We start from the raw sequence: 16,944 nt of genomic DNA on the forward strand, positions 1-16,944 counted from the left end.
AGTGCAAAGAAGCCTGATCCGAGGATCCGAGGCCAATTATGCGGCAAGAATTTCGAACTGCTACACCAGGGACGGATTCGGACTGAAGGCGTATTTCGCCTGTCGCTTGCCCATCATGTGGACCATCTCGATGCCGTTTAAGATTTCGCGGCTGAGGCTGGTGATTTGGTGATTTGAAGCCAAGCAGTGACCGGATGCGGCGATGCGGCGTGACCTGAGACCCTAATCTCCTCCGGTTTGAGGGAGAGTTTTGGGTTTCATTTCTGGCCTTAGGCAGTCTGTTTTTCCATTGTGGATTTCAGTGCGAACTCGGCCGGTGTCATGTCGCCGGGCCGAGTGTGGTCGGTAATGGTTGTAATCCTCCTTCATGAGTTGATGGCGCTGCGGGCCTCGGCGAATGTCGAGAACAGCGGGTCATTGAGGCATTCGTCCCTGAAGCGTCCGGGCATTTTGCATGGGCTTTCCGGGTGCGATGTAGTGCCATTCGACGCCAGTCTGCTGGCACCATGGCAGGATCGCCATCGAGGTCAGCTCCGTGCCGTTGTCGGAGACGATCGTGTCCGGTCGGCCGCCAGCGGATGACGGCGTCCAGCTCGCGCACCACGAGCGGCCCAGACAGCGAGGTGTCGGCGACCCCGCGTTCCGCTTCGCATCGGGCGCCACCAATAATGGGATGTCCGCCCTGTCCTCCTCGCTCATCATGCGGAGGTCAGATCAATGGAGGGAAGTAGCATGGCGCATCGCAATTTGCCGCGACCCGCGGCTGTCTAGGGAATCGATATTGGCAAGAACATCTTCCACGTCGTTGGCCTGAGCTGCGACGGCACGCCTGTTCAGAAAGCTCGCTTTCGGCGAGACACCCCTTCTGCAGTTCTCTACACGCGCAGATCCGAGCATAGTCGGCATGGAATCCTCCGCAGGTTCACAGTGGCTCGCCCGGAAGGAATGCAGGCACTTGTCACACGGTGCGCTTGATCCACGCGCAATTCGTGAAGCCCTACGTGAAGTCGAACAGGAACGACATCATCGACGCTGAGGCCGATCGCGGAGGCTACGACGCGGCCGACAATGCGCGCCAAGGCGCTGGATTGTTCAAGCTTGACCTGCCGTATGCTTTGAACGACGAGGAGAACGATTTGGCGCCGACAATGCGCCGGCTGCTGGGCGATTTAAACGCCGATCTCTCTCGCCTTGAAGAGCGTATACGCCAAGTGACGAAGGAGATCAAAGCGATAGACGATCGAGAGGACGTCGCACGCCGACTGATGACAATCCCTGGTATCGGCGCATTAGGTGCGACTGCGTTGCTCGCCGCTATCGGCAACGGGCGGCAGTTCCGCACAGCCCGTGATCTAGAGCGGGATGAATTGAGTCTGAATCGAAAGGGGATCGGACGAAGCCGCTGACGCGGCATTTGGCGGGTCGGTTTGCGGATGAAGCTTCGGTTTTGAAGGATTGCTGCTGTTGAAGCGCAATCTTGAGAACAGGAGCAATAAGATGGCCGAGATGAGCCCGCTTCGCCGGCGCATGATCGAGGACATGACGACATCCCGGCCCGGAAACAGCCAGCCCTGCGGCTTTGCCAGCCGCCAGTAGACCCGCAGGATGCGCAGAAGCTGCGCCGATAGGATCACCGTGCGGTCCTTGCCGCCCTTGCCGTGCTCGACCCGGATCGCGCCGCGTCCGCTGTCGATGTCGCCGACCTTCAGTAGACAGTCTGCAAATCGACCCATCGACGTTCAGCGCTTCATCGCCGTGAAGGAAACTGATCAGGTCGATCTTCAAGCGCTGCATCGGATCCAAGACCAAATGATCGGCTCCAGGACTCGCTTGATCAACCAGATGCGGGCTTTCTGCCTCGAATACGGCATCCCTTGCGATCCGCAATCTGTCGCCGGCACGCAACAATCCTACGTGCACGCAGTGGCGAAGTTCTCCCGCTACTTTGGCCGATCCCCGGACCGGCTTGACCTGGAGGACGTCGCGCCTTCCAGGTGTACCTGATCTCGACCGGAATCTCGTGGCCAGCGCTAAACCAGACGGTGTGCGCACTGCGGTTCTTTTAGGGCGTGACGTTGGGTCATGCGGAGATCCCTGAGCGGATCGCCTATGCCCGCGCTCCACGCACGCTGCCGGTGGTTCTCAGCACCGACGAGGTTGTCCGCTTTCTCGAGGCGGTGCCGAGCCTGAAGACGCGCACCGCCCTGACGACGGCCTATGCCGCGGCCTTCGAGGTATTGTACTCGGCCTGCCGCTCGGCGCGTGCGGCCGCCGGCATCGACAAGCGCGTGACGGTCCACACGCTCAGGCACAGCTTCGCCACGCATTTGCTGGAGAACGGCACCGACATCCGCATCATCCAGGTGCTGCTTGGCCACAATAATCTGTCCTCGACCGCGCGCTACACCAAGGTTTCGAACCGCCTTATCCGGCGCACGACAAGCCCGCTTGACCGGCTGAACATCGAAGTCGTGCCGCCGGGCTGATCGTTTCCGCCCATGTCGGCGAGACTGGAGGTGGCGGATATCTTCCGCCGCCATGGCGAGGCGTATCGGCAGGCTCATGACGGCCATCTCGGACGCGTCGAGCGCCGCACGATGAGCGCCATCGAACTGTGCCGGACCGCCGAACTGGGCGGCCATGTGGAGGGCTGCCGGTCCTGCGGGGCGATCCGCGTGGCCTACAATTCCTGCCTTATGGGCAAATCCAGTAATGGGGAGCCGGGATGTCGGTATCGATATTTTCGGTGAATTGTAGCGCTCTTTGTCTCCATAACGGAGCGGTCCTGCGCCTCCGTCGACTCGGCCACCGATGGCCGGTCACAAACGGAGACGAACATGTTGGAGACTTACTTCTCGGCATCGAAGCTGCTTGGGCATCTGCGGATCGGGCCAAGCGGACCATACCTTGACGATTTCGCAGCTGCGCTCGAGCGGCAGGGCTATAGTGCTGGCACGGCCGCGCATATTTGCGGGCGGCAGCGCACCTCGGCCATGTCGTGGCTCGGCAAGGGGCAATGCCCAGCGACATTGATCTGGCGGTGTTCAGCGAGCACTTGCGTACTTGTCGATGTCCGCGCGCCATGGGAGGGCGTCGCAACCACCACACCATTTTCGGCGCCAGGCTCTTTCGCCAGCACCTTGTCGAAATCGGCGTTTGCCAGTCCGCCGCTGCCGCATTGCGGCGTGCCGAGCCGTGCCTGGTGGCTCACTTCAAAGTGTGGCTGCGCAAGCACCGCGGGGCGTCCGATCCCACCATCAAGCTCTACGCCCGCGACGCCGCCCAATTGATGGCGGCACTCGGGGACGATCCAGAAAGGTGGGAACCAGCCGCTATTCGCAGCTTTTTCCTGGGTCGCGCGAGCCATTGCGGCAATGGAACCGTCGAGAAGTTGACGACCAGCCTGCGTGCGTTCTTGCGGTATCTTGCCGTCGAAGGCCGCTGCCGAGCAGGTCTCGCCGATGTCGTTCCTGGCTATGGCGGCTTGCCGCTTGCCGCGATATCTGGCGGCGGAGCAGGTGAACCGGCTGATCGCGGCATGCGATGGCGAAGTCGTTGCGCGCCGGCGTGATCGCGCGATCGTCCTGCTCTTGGTGCGCCTCGGACTGCGGGCCGGCGACGTGGCGCAACTCCGCCTTGACGACATCGAGTTGGAGACGGGCTCGCTGCGGGTCTCGGGCAAGTCGCGCTACGAGGTGCGTCTGCCGCTTCCGCAAGATGTCGGGGATGCGATCGCCGACCACCTCGCGTGTCGCCCTTCGACCTGCCCGAGCGATCATGTGTTCCTCCGCAATATCGCGCCGTTTCGACCGTTCCGGAACGGTGACGGCATCTCGTCGCTGGTGAAACGCCTCATGCAGCGGGCCGGCATCGTGGCGCCAGGAGGCGCACGTCCTGCGACACACGGCGGCGACCGAGATGCTGCGCCATGGCGTTCCGCTTGAGAAGTTGGTCCTGCGGCACCGAAGCATCGACACGACGCCCGTTACGCCAAGGTCGATGTCACGCTCCTGAAGCAAATCGCGCAGCCCTGGCCGGAGGTTCTCTGATGTTGAAGGCCATCGAGACTTATCTGGCGCTCCGCCGTGCCACGGGATTCGCAATGCTGAATGCGGAATATCTGCTCAGGAGCTTTGCCGCCTTTGTGACCGAGCGCGGGCAAACGCATGTCCACACGCAAACCGCAATCGATTGGGCGGCGCGGGGACCGTCTGTCGCGCAATGCGATGCTCGACTGAAAGCCCTCTGCCGCTTTGTGCGTCATGTGAGGGTTGAAGACGCCCGGCATGAGCTGCCGCCCGCAAGACGCGGCGCCCGCCGCATATCTACTCAGCAGCGGAGATCGATCACCTCATCGAGGCCGCTCTTCGGCTTCGACCCAAAGGCAGCTTGCGTTCACGGAACTACGCGACATTAATCGCACTGCTCTCAGTCACCGGATTGAGGATCTCCGAAGCGCTGAAGTTGACGGTCGCCGACGTGACGCGCGACGGTCTCCTGATCCGCGAGACCAAGTTCCGGAAAACCCGCCTGGTGCCGCTGCATGATACGGCAGTAGTGGGCTTGAAGGCTATCTGGAGCGTCGCCGGGCCTGTTCCGAGACTGATCCGGTGTTCGTTGTCGCGCGTGGTCTGCCGCTGCGCTACATTGCTGTCAAAGAGACCTTCGACAGGCTGGTCGGCAGGGCAGGTGTCGTACCGGCGGCGAAGCGCCGCCCGCGTCTGCACGATCTGCGGCACACGTTTGCGGTGCGCGCGCTGCAAGGCAGTCCGGCGGATCGAAGCCGAAGCGGCGTGCATATGGCGGCGTTTGCGACCTACATGGGTCACATCAACATCTATGCGACCTACTGGTACCTGGAGGCCACCGCCGACCTCATGCGCGACGTCGCCGCGGCCGGTGAAGGGTCATTACCGAAGGGAGGCAATCGTGACGCCGATTGCTCCCCTCATCGAAGCGTTCCTCAATGAGACACTCGCCCGCCAGCGGGGCGTCAGTCGGCATACGCGCGACTCCTATGCCCTGAGCTTCCAGTTGCTCTTCATGTTCGCTGCAAGCGGCTGAAGGTCTCGCCATCGGCGCTGACGCTGGAGGAACTCGACGCCGGCCTCATCAGCGCCTTCCTGGAGTATCTCGAGGATCAGCGCAAAAACGCGCCGGTGACCCGCATGTCCGGCTGGCGGCCATCAAGTCCTTCTTCCGCTTCCACGCGCGATGGCATCCGCGAGCGGGCCATGCTGCATCTGGCGGTTTGTGCGGGTCTGCGCGTGTCCGAGCTGACGGGGTTGAAGCTCGAGGACATCGACCTGTCGTCGGCGAGCATTCGTGTCCTGGGCAAGGGACGGCGGGAACGGACACTTCCCGTGTGGAAGACCACGGCCGCAGCCCTGCGCGCCTGACTCGCCGTTCGCGGGCGGGTTGCAGCACCCGAGGTGTTCGTCAACGCCCGGGGAGAGCCGCTGAGCCGGATGGGGCTTCGCCTATCTGCTCCAACAGCATGCAGCGACCGCCGCTCGAGCGCAGCCCGGCCTCAACAAGAAACGCATCTCACCTCACGTGCTCAGGCACTATCTACCCCGCCCGACTATGTCGAGTAGCTTTGACCGCAACAGTAAGTGTCTGAAGAATAGAGATATTTCCTGCAGAAACGCACGGGCCACCCGACATAGTCAGCTCAATCTACAGGCTGTTCAAGAAGCCCAACAAATTGTCGCCGGGCCGGAAGCGGGATGATTTGCCGGAATATTCGGACGTCTTTGCCAACGCCGCCTCCTTCATCGCCAACGTCGCCTCGAGATAGATCTGTGTGGTCTCGACCGATTCATGGCCGAGCCACAGAGCGATGACGGCGCGATCGACGCCCGCCTGCAGGAGGTCCATGGCCATCGTGTGCCTCAAACGATGAACAGTGACGCGCTTTCGATTCAGCGACGCGCAAATGGCAGAAGCGGTCTGGCGGTGTTTGTTCAGCATATACTGAACGCCATGAACGCTCAGCCGCTCACCTCTGGCGCTGGGAAACAGGATACTCTCTTCTCCGCGCTGAGGCTCTTTCAGCCAGCTTCTCAAGACTGCGGTCGTAGACTTGGCGAACGGGGTGCAGCGTTCCTTGCGCCCTTTGCCAATGACGCGCAGGTGGGCGCCCGTGCCGAAGAACAGATCGTCGCGCTTGAGACCCGTGATCTCCGATAGCCGCAATCCGGTCTGCACGGCGACCAGCAGGAACGCATGATCGCGTCGCCCGGACCAGGTCGATCGATCCGGTGCGGCCAGCAAGGCATCGACCTCTGGGCGGGTCAGGAAATTAACGAGGGTTCGAGTGAAGCGCTTACTGGGGATTGCAAGCACGCGTTGGATTTGGGCGGAATGCTCGGGTACCTCGAATGCCGCGTAGCGAAAGAAAGAATGAATTGCCGTGAGGCGCAAGTTGCGGCTGCGGACGCTGATACCCTGATGGTTCTCCAGGTCATCAAGGAAGGCAACGATCAACGGCGCATCGACTTCCGCGAAGTTCAGGCGAGACGGCGGCTTATGCAATGTTCGTTCCGCGAACTTCAGCAACTGCCGAAATGTATCACGATAGGAACTGATCGTATGAGGGCTTGCCTGCCGCTGTTGCATCAGGCGTTGGGTGAAAAAGCGCTCCAAAAGCGGCGCCAGGCTGGCATGCTTGATCATGTCCGATCCTCCCAGCGGCACTCAAGGTGGCGCATTGCCTCTTTCATCAGCTCGGGCGAACCGGTGAGGTACCATTGGGTGTCGGCCACGTGGACATGACCGAGATAGGTGGACAAAATGGGCAGCAGCCGCTCGGGATCCTGCTCGGCTTCGTACCAACGCACCAGCGTGTTCGTCGCGAACACATGCCGCATGTCATGCAGGCGCGGGCCGTAGCTGTCGGTTGCGCCTCGCAGGCCGATCTGGCGAGACAGAGCATAGAATGTTCGATGAATGTCTCCCACATCAAGGCGGTTGCCCAACTGGGACGTGAACAAATAAGGAGACGCCGCCTGGGCTGCACAATGCTGTCGGCGGCGTTTGAGATAATCCTGGAGCACTGTGCTGGTTGATGCGTGCATCGGCACAAGACGGGATTTGCCGAACTTCGTGCCGCGGATCGTCAGCACCTCGGCATCGAAATCGATGTCCGAGAGCTTGAGGTTGCGGGCTTCGCCGAGGCGCAGGCCGGAAACGCTCAGCAATCCGAACAGGCAATAATATGTCCATGGCCTGAGCTTACAGCGGGTATATCGGCACGGCATCTCAAGCGCCGCGGACAGGAGGCGCTGGATATCTTCCTTGGAGTAGAGATACGGCCGTGCCCGCTTCGGGCGAAAGGGCAGCAAACCATCTGGAGGAACCTGGGTCCGCGGATCAGCGGCAGCCCGATGACGGGCAAATACGCGGACGTAGCCCAGCCGTGTCGCCCAATGCGAAGGCTGCGCATGGGATGGTCGCTGAGCCCAGGCAAGGGCCAGTTCCGTCGTGACATATGGCGTGGCATTAGCCTCCAGGAAGGTGACGAAATCGATCAATCCCCTTTCGGTCTCTCGCAGCTTGAACCCCAGCCCTCGCCGCATCTCGATGTAGTCCTGAACAGCCTGTCGGAGTGTGCTCATTGGGCTTCTCCCGGCCACGGCAACGCCAATGTTCGCAACGCGCTAAGGTTGACCTTGGCGTAAATCGCCGTTGTCTGAACATGACGGTGGCCCAGAACTTCACCGATCTCACCGAGCGAGGCGCCGCCACGCAACATCTCTGAGGCAAGCCCATGTCGGAACTGGTGCGTTCCCTTTGTGGGAGCGTCGATCCCGGCCCTTTTGAGTGAGCGTCGGATGACGGAACCGAGTCCACACTGGCCGGTGAAACCCCGGATCGGGGCCTTGTCGCGCAAAAAGACGCGACGACTGGCATTGCGTGGACGCGACTTCTGCAAGTAGTCGGCAATCGCCTCGCCAACATCCGCCGGCAACGGAAGATCGTTGCGCTGCCCGTTCTTGCCAACCACATGGATCTCTCCGGCTACCCAATCGATATCATCGAGTTCGAGCGTCACCACCTCGCTCGACCGCAATCCCAACCGCGCCAATGCGAGGATCATCGCATAATCGCGGCATCCGATAGGCGTTTGCCGATCGATGCTGGCGAGCAAATGGGTGACCTCATCGCGGCCAATCGCACGAGGAATGGACGACAGTGACCAATTGGCCACGATCGGAACCGCTGCTGCCAAGTCTGACGTGATGTCCCCACGATAACGCACATAGGAGAGAAACGACCGCAGTGCGGTGGTCATGATCTTCGCGCGTCGCATGTTGAGGCGCGAAACCCTCTTTCGTACGAAATCGGTCACGTCGACGGCACGCAATTGTGCGAGCGAGACCTCGCCATCACTGAAGCGGAAGTTGAGAAAATCCCGCACAACTGGCCGGTAATTTATGATCGTTTGACGAGACAGCGCCCGCGCGTGATGCAAATACCGCTCATATGCCTGCACATGTTGTTCTACCGGCGATGGGTTGTGGTCGGCCTCAATCTCTTCGGCGATTGCGTTCTGGCTTCGCAGAAAAGCCAGTAGATGTCGAAGAGCGGCGGTATCTCCAAGCTTTGGCCGCTGCGCTCGATCCAGCAAATAACGCCCAGGATGGTCTCCACTTATGTCGCTTAGCTCAATCCCCTTTTGCCCGAGCCACTTGCTGAAGCCTGCGGCCAGCAGCACCTGGTTCCTCATGGAAACAAGACCGTAGCCTCGATCACCGAGCCATTCGGCAAACGGAACGATATAACTCGCCACCGGGCCCTCTGGCGACCGCGACAACGCAAAATCATCATTGATGAAATACTTCATTGTTTGCTCCCTCTCCAGGCTGGATTGCTGGAAGGGCTACAAACTATCTCTACATGCTATCCTATAAACCCTTGGAATCGTGGGGCATCATCCTGCCTACTCGACATAGTCGGGCGGGGTAGATAGTGCCGGCTATGTCTTGATCGATATAGGAGACACACATGCGCGATGATCATCCTGCAGGCAACGCAGGACATCCGGAAAGTGTCGCTGTGGTTGGGACACGCCACTCTGACGACCACTGAAATCTACACGCGTGGTGATCCGACAGAGAAGCTCGACGCCATGGAATCTCGTTCCACCGCATCTGCGGCGCGGCGCGTTCCAGCCGTCCGATAGGCTGATCGCGCTCTCAAGCGCCCTTCGTAATGGTGAGCCGGGTTGGCGGCGGCGGACACTAGAGCGCGATCAAGTCGCCGCCAGCTCCCCATTACTGGATCTGGCCATAATGCAGAGCGTTTTTAGCTTGGCGTCGCGCAAAACGGCGGGTGGCGAGAGCGCACAGGGGCCGATCGCGACGGTGAGCTAAAAACGTGTTGGACTAAGCCGCCGGCACGGGTGGCCGCTATGGGCGTTCAATCGAGGCGGTGCCCATGAACAGGCGTCGTGTGGTTTGGGGATGTCGTCGCGGAGGGTGCGATTGCAAGGGGTCGCGTGCGCCGAAGCGGCACGGATATAGGTTGCGGCATGTGAGAATTGCCGCCGCGCCCTGCCGACAGAGGCAGCCGAGGGTGACGGGCGCAGCTTCCCGGGACCGGCTCGGTTGTCGCCGAACGGCTCGTGCGATGCGGTGATGGCGAAAGCGGAGCGGTTCTTTCATGATGTATCCCAGTATGGCGGGGGTCCGGTGGCGCCGTCGAAGATTTCGACGATGATCATCTGGCCTTGACGACAGGCCGGGCATTGCCTGAGGGAATGCCCGGTGAGGTCCTCGTAGCGGTCGCGGTAGTCCCTTTCGGATGAGCCATCCGACGGCTCGGGAACCGGCATGCCGAGCAGGTCGCGGCAGTGGGCGAGCTTTTGCGCGCGGTAGCGGTTGCCGAGAAAGCCGTAGTAGCGGATGCGATGGAAGCCCTCGGGCAGGACGTGCAACAAGAAGCGGCGAATGAACTCGTCGGACGCGACGGTCATGACCTTTTGCCGATTGCCGTGCCGGTAGTCCTTCCAGCGGAAACGAACGGCGTTGTCCTCGATGTCGATGAGACGGTTGTTGGAGATGGCAACGCGGTGCGTATAGCGCCCGACATAGTCGAGCACCTGGGCAGGTCCGGCGAAGGGCGGCTTGGCAAAGACGACCCACTCAGCCTTTCGTAGCGGCGCCAAATAACGCCGGAAGGCGTCGCGCTCGCTCAGGTGCTGCAGGCCAGAGAAAAACTGCAACTGGCCAGCGTCGAAGGCTTTCTTCAGATGTTCCAGGAACAATCGTCGGAACAGGCGCGAGAGCACCCGGACGGGCAAGAAGAAGCCGGGCTTGCAGGCGATCCACCGACGACCGTCGGCAGACAGGCCGCCGCCGGCGACGACGCAATGCAGATGCGGATGATGAAGCAGGTTCTGGCCCCAGGTGTGCAGCACGGCGAAGAAGCCGATCTCGGCACCCAGGTGCTTGGGGTCGGCAGCAATGGTGCGCAGGGTCTCGGCGGCGGCACGGAAGAGCAGGCCGTAGACGAGCGCCTTGTTGTGATAGGCGATGGCGGCAATGTCGCCGGGCAGCGTGAAGACGACGTGAAAGTACTGTGTGTCGAGAAGTTCAGCGCGACGATCCTCCAGCCATTGCGCGCGGGCCAGCGACTGGCACTTCGGGCAATGGCGATCGCGGCAGCTGTTGAACGCAATGCGGCTATGGCCGCAGTGATCGCACGCTTCGACGTGCCCGCCGAGCGCGGCGGTCCGGCACAGTTCGATTGCCGTCATAACGCGGCGCTGGGCGGTCGACAGCGACGCGTCATGCTGCTCGCGATAGGCTTCGCCGTAGTAGCGGAAGATATCCGCCACTTCCGGCCCCGAGCGGGCTATCGGCGCGAGCTCAGAAGTATTGAGGTTTGGCGGGTGGCGGCAGGATGGGCGCCGGACGCGGTAAGAGCTCGAAGGGGCTCGACGTGGCGCAGACCTTGTTGGTGGCGATCCGCAGGTAATGGGCGGTAGTCGCGAGGCTGCGGTGACCGAGCAGCAGTTGAATGGTGCGCACGTCGGCGCCGGCCTCCAACAGATGGACGGCGAAGGCGAATCGCGCAACCAAGCACCACCTGTGCCGCAGGCTGCTGGCCGGATCGCAGCAGAACGAGCTCGAACCGGAGCCGAAAGCGCCGCTGTCGCCGCCGAGCGCCTTGCGGTGGCGCATCGCTGCCCATGCTGCGGAGAGCCAATGATCACGCTCGCCATCTGGCGGTGCGGCCACGCGCCGCGCCCCTTCTGGAACGACACCTCATGACCACGCCGGGTGCGTCGACATCACCCGGAACGGTACCCGTCGCCATGCGCGCCGGCACCCCGACCCTTGTCCCGCCGACGCCCGTCGCCTGAAGGCTCTGGAGGACGAGAAAGCCCGGCGTCCATGCCGCCGAACTTGGCCTTGAACATGTAGAAGGTCGCTGCCGAGATGCCATGCTTGCGGCAGACATCCGCGGTCTTCGCCCCGGTCTCCTGCTCCTCTAGCAATCTGTTTCTGTATTCGGTATCCTCCGCGCTGCTTCGTCGGCGCATAGGCGAGCGCTTTGCGCATCCAGTGAATGCGGCAGCGCTGGTGCGTGGCGTTGAACACCCGGCGGGCGGCCGCGCGTAGACCCCTTGTGGTCGTCGGCGATGACCAGCTGCACATCGCGCAGACCGCGATCGGCGAGAGACCGCAGGAAGTCGGTCCAGAACGTCTCGGCTTCGGACGGGCCGGTGGCCACACCCAGCACCTCGCGCTTGCCGTCATCGTTCACCGCCACGGCGATCATCACGGTACGGTTGACGATCCTGCCGCCCTCGCGCACCTTCAGGTAGGTCGGCGTCCAGCCAGAGGTAGGCCAGACGCCCTCCAGCGGCCGCGTCAGGAAGGCGTTCACCCGCTCGTCTATGTCGGCGCAGAGGCGGCTCACCTGGCTCTTCAATATGCTGCCCGCGCCCATCGCCTTGACCAGATCGTCGACCGAGTGCGTCGAGATCCTATGGACGTATGCTTCCTGAATCACCGCCACCAGAGCCTTCTCGGCCGTTCGGCGCGGCTCGAGGAAGCTCTGGAAATAGCTTGCCTTGCGCAGCTTCGGGATCTCCAACGCGATCCGCCCGGCGCGGGTGTCCCAGTCCCGGTCGCGATAGCCGTTCCGCTGCACCTCCCGCAGCGGCGAGCGCGCGCCCTTCGCCGGGCCCGTGCGCGCTTCCACCTCCATCTCATGAGGCGATCGGCCGCAAACGCCGGCATGTCGGCACGAAGTCGCTGTCGGCCTGCTTTTCAATCAGCTCGATCAGGGCCATTCTCTCGTCCGCCATCGTCGTCTCCGTTTCAGGTTCCAGGTGTTGCAACCCGAACCTTCTCGAAGATCGGCGATGACCGCCAGCGTTACGATCGACCGCGCGCTGCGACGCCGACGGCTCCGCGCGCGGCCTCCTACACCACGTTCAGCGACGTCACCCCGAATCCCTTCGGAGCCAGCGAATCACCGCTGCACCGGCGGCACCATCTTTCCTCCTAGGCGCCTGGCCTCTGCGGCGGATCAGACGCCCTCAAAACCAATGGGCGAAAGATCACATGATAGTAATGAGGCGTTTTGAACTGTTGCAAATCAACGGGACGTATTGTCGCGACACTTGCCTGTGACAGGCACTGGTAAATCTCTCCCTCCCGGTTGACTTCTTCCAGATCGAGTGAGCTCGACACATCACTACACACCCTTCTTGCGTCATTTAAAAGTTGCACACCTTCGATCTGCAACCATACGTAATGCTCGCCCAGAAGCATTTTCACACTGGTGCCGCTTTCATATGGCAGCATAATGGAGAAATATCCGTCATGCAGATGGTGCGCTCTAAGCAAGAAGACCTTGGACTCTCGTATGCTCCCTATCGAGACTTTCAGAGGTGAAAACCGCACATTCATATCTTCTGGTCTTAGATCAAGTTGAAATCTTTTTTGCACCAGACCGCTGAATGCGAAGTCAAGCCCCAAGCTGCGCGTTTCAAATGCACCCAGCCGATAAGGTGAGGGCAGGCACCTCACATTCTTCCAAGCACTGTCTAGATGATAGAGCGTCTTCGTGCGATCTGGCCCCATAAACTTGTCGTTCTGGAAGCCCTTGAAATATTCCAACTCCGCTTCAATAGGCATGTAGCTATGACGAAATAGAGCTGCGTGGGCGGCCCGCTGCAATATAGAATACTCATGTGTTACACCAGACTTCGAAAAAAACGACCTCGCATCATTGATGAACCGCAAGCATTCATCTTGAATTTTGGCAACCTTCTCGTACTGCCTCTCGCTAAGTTTTATCTCATCGAGAACTGGCTCGCCGTCCACTTCGTAGTCAACAACCATTCCTTCCTTAATGACGCAACATTGCTCAAATAAATCATAATTCCAACAGGACGAGGTAATAAGTGCTTTATTGTTCGCAGGGCGGTAAGGTTCGCCTGAAGCAACCAAATAGCGTCCTAGTATTTCTATTTTGTATTCTTCTTTAAACGTCCTAGTCAGATATTCCTGCGTTCTGCCGTGATAGCCTATGTCCGCCAAAATAATGGTATCGCCTTCCTCAACCTCGAGTTCTCTTGATAAATATCGCTTTAAGCGGGCACGTAAATCAAATGACTTCTTGAATATCAACTCCAACACATCGGCGTCGCGCAGCAACTGGTAAAATGCCGTTTGCGGATCGGCAGATTGATGGGCGATCCGTATTAATAATTCAGTCACTTCAGGCGGAAGCAAAAGCTGTTTTGCAGTGGCGTGAAAATCGTCAACTTCGTGTTCGATCCCGCTTATGTAATAATCGACATCGGCGCGGGTTTTGAAAGAGGCCGCAACAGCAAGAAATTTGCGGATTCGTACCGGTTTGCCAACGGGCTTGCGCGCATAGGCCTCACACGCAGCTGAAAGAAGATAAGCGTCACGCAACAGAAAGAAGACTTTTACTCGCTTGCCCTGCTGTTGTAGTGCCTCCACCTCGTCAATAAGAAAACGGGCATAGGAGTATAGCACCGGGCCAAACGACATGTAGCCGATCATCGTCTCAGGCGCGTACGGCTGCAGGTTTGCTACAGCAAATATTGGCCGAAACGGACTATAGCATGGCAGAACAACTGCTCCCGGCGCCGCCTCATCGAGTACAATCAACGACGATGCCGCGTGCTGTAGGCGCAAGAAGTCTGCGACCTCATGATCAAACGGCTGGAAATGCAGCGCACGTACGCCCAATTTCCGCGGCGCTTGCGCATCGGCTACATCATTATCTCCGATGTGAAGCAGTTGCGACGCAGACACGCCGCACTCCTTGATTACAATCCGAAAAAGGCCACTGCTCTTCGACGTCTCATAATCGACAGAGCAGTAAATCTTGTTAATTGACTGCATAACGTCCTCAGGCAAATGCCGAGCCAAGAGGCGCCTTAACTCGTCCTCGCGCAAATACATATCGCTCACAATGATAATTTTGATACCACGGGCGTGCGCCAGCCTGATCAGTTCTACGTACGGTGAGAATGCAAAGCAAACATCCATTTCGGTTCGGATTTCAGCCTCGGCCATTAGCTCCCGTTCCTCACCAGAAAGCGATGTAAAAAGCCGATAAATATCACCGAGATCCGCCCCCCTCGATCCGTTCTCTAATGGCTTCGCTCGATAGGCACGCGCAGCAGCGCTAACGCGTTGGTGAGGAGCTATCCCTAACCTTCGCGCGACGGGATTATCGGCGAGCACGGCAAAAACATCACTAGGTGTCGATGTCTTTCGCCATAGCAACGTATCGAAACAGTCAAGCGATAGTACCTTTACGGAATCCCCAAAGTCGTCTAGAATCGTGGGAATGTCGTGAACTTTTATGTTAGTCCTATGGTGAGTATCACGCATGTTGCTCTGGAGCAGGCGATCCTCCGATTTATTTCCTATCAGACTACCCCCGTCTACCATTGCATTAGGGTGACCGGTAGACCGATAGAGGTCGTCTCCGGGAAGACGCGGCAAGATCTCGCCAAATAGGTCATGATCCAACAGATTTTCCAAACGGAACTTGTCGCAAGACTGTTGGTCACCATCGGTTTGCCTTATCTTGGCGGTTAATTTATCCAGTATATGCTGCATATAACGTCTCCTTCGCGCGATCCTTCTGGGGAGAACTTCTTACTTAATGTGCAAGCACTGGCGTCGCTTAACACATCAATGAACGTTTCAAATTTCATGCCAGCCCGGCTGATCGAGTGAATGAAGACTTCTTTAGTGGCTTTTCAGTTGTTTAGGTTGAAGCGACACGGATGGCTAAATAGGCCTTTTGTGCCGAATCCGACAAACATGACAGAGTTCGGGGGCCCGGTTCGACCGCCGTGTCACATCGGCAAATCGCAGCAGCCGAGTTGCGTGCGTTAAGTTTCTGTAAAAATCACCTGATGATGTGGTCGTCCGCCACGGCACATCGTTACCAAGGACTCAGGACGCCGAGCACGGCGGGTTTGGAGTATGTCTACCGGCGAGAAGCTGGCTGCTGCGCAGGTGCTAAACCGGCCCGACTGGCTGGCCGAAATGAACTACACGCTCGCTGGAGTCGGTCCGGAATGGCTGTCCCTGATTCCTGAAGTCGCATGTGCGCTGGCATACGAAGAACGCGCGGCAGGTAAAGCATGATCTCCAGCGGGCAGATGCTATGGGGCGAGCGGCGAGGGTGTGGCATCCTTCGGCGCTGTCAAAACCACCATCAGAAGGAGGCGCCCCATGTCGCAATCTTTTGACACGAGCCGGTCCCTTACCGCTCTCGAACAGGATAACACGATCATCGCCGTCATCGAAATGAGCAAGGCGAAGTGGCTCGTCGCCGCGCTTGTTCCGGGTCTCAAACGCCAGCCGCTGAAGAAGATCGATGCCGACGCCCCAGCACTGTTGAAGCTGCTGCAGCGCTGGCGCGACGAAGCCGGCCGGGCCGGGCATACGATCAAGCGGATCGCCGTCGCCTATGAGGCGGCCGGCGACGGCTTCTGGCTGGCGCGCTGGCTGCGGGCGCACGGCATCGATGCCTATGCCATCCATCCCTCGAGCGTTCCAGTGTCGCGCGAGCACCGCCGCGCCAAGACCGATCGTCTCGACACCGAGCTTTTGATGCGTGCTTTTCTCGGCTGGCTGCGCGGCGAGAAACGTCATTGCTCCATGGCTGCGATCCCGACACTCGAAGAGGAGGACGCGCGGCGGCCGAACCGCGAGCGGGGGACTCTGGTCGGCGAGCAGACGCGGCTCATCAACCGCGTCAAGGCGATCCTCGCCCGCTTCGGGGTCCGCAGCTTCCGGCTGAGCCTGCGCCAGGCGGCGGACAGGCTGGAGAGCATCCGAACGGCGGAGGGAACGCCGCTGCCGGACAACACCCGCGCCGAGCTCTACCGCTTCCTTGAGCGCCTCAACCTCGTGCGCGCGCAGATCCGCGCCATCGAACAGGAGCGCCTGCGCCGGCTGGCGGCGGCTCCGGCTGCGGCGAACGGTCACGCGATGGTTCGCCTGCTGGCGCGGATCATCGGCATCGGCGTCGAGACCGCCGACATGCTGGTTCACGAGATCCTGTCGCGCCCGTTGCGCGACCGCCGCGCCGTGGCGCGCTATGCCGGGCTGACAGGGTCGCCAGACGAGAGCGGCCAACGCCGCCGCGAGAAAGGGCTGGCGCGCGCCGGCAATGCCCGCGTGCGGCGCGGCATGATCCAGTTGGCGTGGCGCTTTCTCCTGTTCCAGAAGGACAGCGACCTGGCCCAATGGTTCCAGGCGCGCACGAGCGACGGCCGCAAAACCACGCGCAAGACGATGATCGTGGCGCTGGCACGCAAGCTGCTGATTGCGCTTTGGCGTTTCGTCACCGCGGGCGAGGTGCCGCAGGGCGTCATCGTGCGTGCGGCGTGATGGAGGCACGTGGGAAGAGGGAGAACAAGGC

Annotated in this window: 11 protein-coding genes and 11 pseudogenes; 12 read left to right on the forward strand and 10 right to left on the reverse strand. The window is 60.2% G+C overall.

All coding sequences use genetic code 11. The annotated features are described in order from the left end of the window. Positions 1–330: 330 nt before the first annotated feature. A pseudogene (locus tag ACZ89F_RS25615) lies at positions 331–634 on the reverse strand (integrase core domain-containing protein); the annotation flags it as partial. A gap of 140 nt (positions 635–774) precedes the next feature. Between ACZ89F_RS25615 and ACZ89F_RS25620 the strand changes: the two are divergent. Beyond that, positions 775–1,355, forward strand: a pseudogene (locus ACZ89F_RS25620) (transposase); the annotation flags it as partial. A gap of 192 nt (positions 1,356–1,547) precedes the next feature. Here the strand turns inward: ACZ89F_RS25620 and ACZ89F_RS25625 are convergent. Further along, positions 1,548–1,709, reverse strand: a pseudogene (locus ACZ89F_RS25625) (tyrosine-type recombinase/integrase); the annotation flags it as partial. 4 nt (positions 1,710–1,713) lie between these two features. Between ACZ89F_RS25625 and ACZ89F_RS25630 the strand changes: the two are divergent. From ACZ89F_RS25630 to ACZ89F_RS25660, 7 genes and pseudogenes are all read left to right on the forward strand, one after another. Beyond that, positions 1,714–1,872, forward strand: a pseudogene (locus ACZ89F_RS25630) (IS110 family transposase); the annotation flags it as partial. A gap of 7 nt (positions 1,873–1,879) precedes the next feature. Beyond that, a pseudogene (locus tag ACZ89F_RS25635) lies at positions 1,880–2,486 on the forward strand (tyrosine-type recombinase/integrase). A gap of 12 nt (positions 2,487–2,498) precedes the next feature. Then, positions 2,499–2,693: pseudogene (locus tag ACZ89F_RS25640) on the forward strand (transposase zinc-binding domain-containing protein); the annotation flags it as partial. A gap of 323 nt (positions 2,694–3,016) precedes the next feature. Continuing rightward, positions 3,017–3,571, forward strand: a complete 555-nt coding sequence (locus ACZ89F_RS25645; protein WP_476094791.1) for a hypothetical protein — start codon at positions 3,017–3,019, stop codon at positions 3,569–3,571. Further along, complete coding sequence (locus ACZ89F_RS25650; RefSeq protein ID WP_476094793.1) at positions 3,519–3,944, forward strand: tyrosine-type recombinase/integrase; 426 nt, start codon at positions 3,519–3,521, stop codon at positions 3,942–3,944. The genes ACZ89F_RS25645 and ACZ89F_RS25650 overlap by 53 nt, the downstream gene beginning before the upstream one ends. Before the next feature lie 445 nt (positions 3,945–4,389). Continuing rightward, a pseudogene (locus tag ACZ89F_RS25655) lies at positions 4,390–4,970 on the forward strand (tyrosine-type recombinase/integrase). Between the two features lie 198 nt (positions 4,971–5,168). Further along, a complete protein-coding gene (locus ACZ89F_RS25660) occupies positions 5,169–5,399 on the forward strand; it encodes a tyrosine-type recombinase/integrase (RefSeq protein ID WP_476094794.1) in 231 nt (76 codons plus the stop codon). A gap of 280 nt (positions 5,400–5,679) precedes the next feature. Here ACZ89F_RS25660 and ACZ89F_RS25665 read toward each other — a convergent pair whose 3' ends face one another. Genes ACZ89F_RS25665 through ACZ89F_RS25675 form a run of 3 tightly spaced genes read right to left on the reverse strand, consistent with a single transcriptional unit; the run spans position 5,680 to position 8,848 of the window. Then, positions 5,680–6,678 (reverse strand): site-specific integrase, encoded by a 999-nt coding sequence (locus ACZ89F_RS25665; RefSeq protein ID WP_287307091.1) that lies wholly within the window; start codon positions 6,676–6,678, stop codon positions 5,680–5,682. After that, positions 6,675–7,619: a tyrosine-type recombinase/integrase gene (locus ACZ89F_RS25670; RefSeq protein ID WP_476094796.1), complete on the reverse strand. Its 945-nt coding sequence runs from the start codon at positions 7,617–7,619 to the stop codon at positions 6,675–6,677. Before ACZ89F_RS25670 ends, ACZ89F_RS25665 begins: the two co-directional genes overlap by 4 nt. Continuing rightward, entirely contained in the window at positions 7,616–8,848 is a 1,233-nt protein-coding gene (locus ACZ89F_RS25675; RefSeq protein ID WP_287307087.1) for a site-specific integrase, read from the reverse strand. The genes ACZ89F_RS25670 and ACZ89F_RS25675 overlap by 4 nt, the downstream gene beginning before the upstream one ends. Positions 8,849–9,016: 168 nt before the next feature. Between ACZ89F_RS25675 and ACZ89F_RS25680 the strand changes: the two genes are divergently transcribed. After that, the gene (locus ACZ89F_RS25680; protein ID WP_476094797.1) at positions 9,017–9,187 is read left to right on the forward strand and encodes a hypothetical protein; all 171 of its coding nucleotides are present in this window, start codon (positions 9,017–9,019) and stop codon (positions 9,185–9,187) included. Between the two features lie 477 nt (positions 9,188–9,664). Here ACZ89F_RS25680 and ACZ89F_RS25685 read toward each other — a convergent pair whose 3' ends face one another. Both ACZ89F_RS25685 and ACZ89F_RS25690 read right to left on the reverse strand, forming a co-directional pair. Next, a complete protein-coding gene (locus tag ACZ89F_RS25685) occupies positions 9,665–10,864 on the reverse strand; it encodes an IS91 family transposase (RefSeq protein WP_476097380.1) in 1,200 nt (399 codons plus the stop codon). 10 nt (positions 10,865–10,874) lie between these two features. After that, positions 10,875–11,078: pseudogene (locus ACZ89F_RS25690) on the reverse strand (tyrosine-type recombinase/integrase); the annotation flags it as partial. On the opposite strand from ACZ89F_RS25690, the pseudogene ACZ89F_RS25695 reads away from it, so the two are divergent. Further along, positions 11,065–11,279, forward strand: a pseudogene (locus ACZ89F_RS25695) (IS91 family transposase); the annotation flags it as partial. The pseudogenes ACZ89F_RS25690 and ACZ89F_RS25695 sit on opposite strands and share 14 nt — an antisense overlap. Positions 11,280–11,398: 119 nt before the next feature. Here ACZ89F_RS25695 and ACZ89F_RS25700 read toward each other — a convergent pair. From ACZ89F_RS25700 to ACZ89F_RS25710, 3 genes and pseudogenes are all read right to left on the reverse strand, one after another. Further along, positions 11,399–11,551, reverse strand: a pseudogene (locus ACZ89F_RS25700) (transposase); the annotation flags it as partial. Further along, positions 11,532–12,322, reverse strand: a pseudogene (locus ACZ89F_RS25705) (IS256 family transposase); the annotation flags it as partial. The pseudogenes ACZ89F_RS25705 and ACZ89F_RS25700, both read right to left, overlap by 20 nt. A gap of 199 nt (positions 12,323–12,521) precedes the next feature. Then, entirely contained in the window at positions 12,522–15,125 is a 2,604-nt protein-coding gene (locus ACZ89F_RS25710; protein ID WP_476094798.1) for an HAD family hydrolase, read from the reverse strand. Between the two features lie 372 nt (positions 15,126–15,497). Between ACZ89F_RS25710 and ACZ89F_RS25715 the strand changes: the two genes are divergently transcribed. Next, complete coding sequence (locus ACZ89F_RS25715; RefSeq protein ID WP_476094800.1) at positions 15,498–15,662, forward strand: hypothetical protein; 165 nt, start codon at positions 15,498–15,500, stop codon at positions 15,660–15,662. Between the two features lie 87 nt (positions 15,663–15,749). Beyond that, complete coding sequence (locus ACZ89F_RS25720) at positions 15,750–16,913, forward strand: IS110 family RNA-guided transposase (protein WP_476094680.1); 1,164 nt, start codon at positions 15,750–15,752, stop codon at positions 16,911–16,913. Positions 16,914–16,944: the final 31 nt, after the last annotated feature.

The organism is Mesorhizobium sp. USDA 3734, from assembly GCF_056279665.1.

Excerpts from the sequence above, each read along its gene's own strand:
- ACZ89F_RS25645 (WP_476094791.1), top strand. The coding sequence starts at position 3,017 with ATGCCCAGCGACATTGATCTGGCGGTGTTCAGCGAGCACTTGCGTACT.
- ACZ89F_RS25660 (WP_476094794.1), top strand. The coding sequence starts at position 5,169 with ATGTCCGGCTGGCGGCCATCAAGTCCTTCTTCCGCTTCCACGCGCGAT.
- ACZ89F_RS25665 (WP_287307091.1), bottom strand. The coding sequence starts at position 6,678 with ATGATCAAGCATGCCAGCCTGGCGCCGCTTTTGGAGCGCTTTTTCACC.
- ACZ89F_RS25670 (WP_476094796.1), bottom strand. The coding sequence starts at position 7,619 with ATGAGCACACTCCGACAGGCTGTTCAGGACTACATCGAGATGCGGCGA.
- ACZ89F_RS25675 (WP_287307087.1), bottom strand. The coding sequence starts at position 8,848 with ATGAAGTATTTCATCAATGATGATTTTGCGTTGTCGCGGTCGCCAGAG.
- ACZ89F_RS25680 (WP_476094797.1), top strand. The coding sequence starts at position 9,017 with ATGATCATCCTGCAGGCAACGCAGGACATCCGGAAAGTGTCGCTGTGG.
- ACZ89F_RS25710 (WP_476094798.1), bottom strand. The coding sequence starts at position 15,125 with ATGCAGCATATACTGGATAAATTAACCGCCAAGATAAGGCAAACCGAT.
- ACZ89F_RS25715 (WP_476094800.1), top strand. The coding sequence starts at position 15,498 with ATGTCTACCGGCGAGAAGCTGGCTGCTGCGCAGGTGCTAAACCGGCCC.
- ACZ89F_RS25720 (WP_476094680.1), top strand. The coding sequence starts at position 15,750 with ATGTCGCAATCTTTTGACACGAGCCGGTCCCTTACCGCTCTCGAACAG.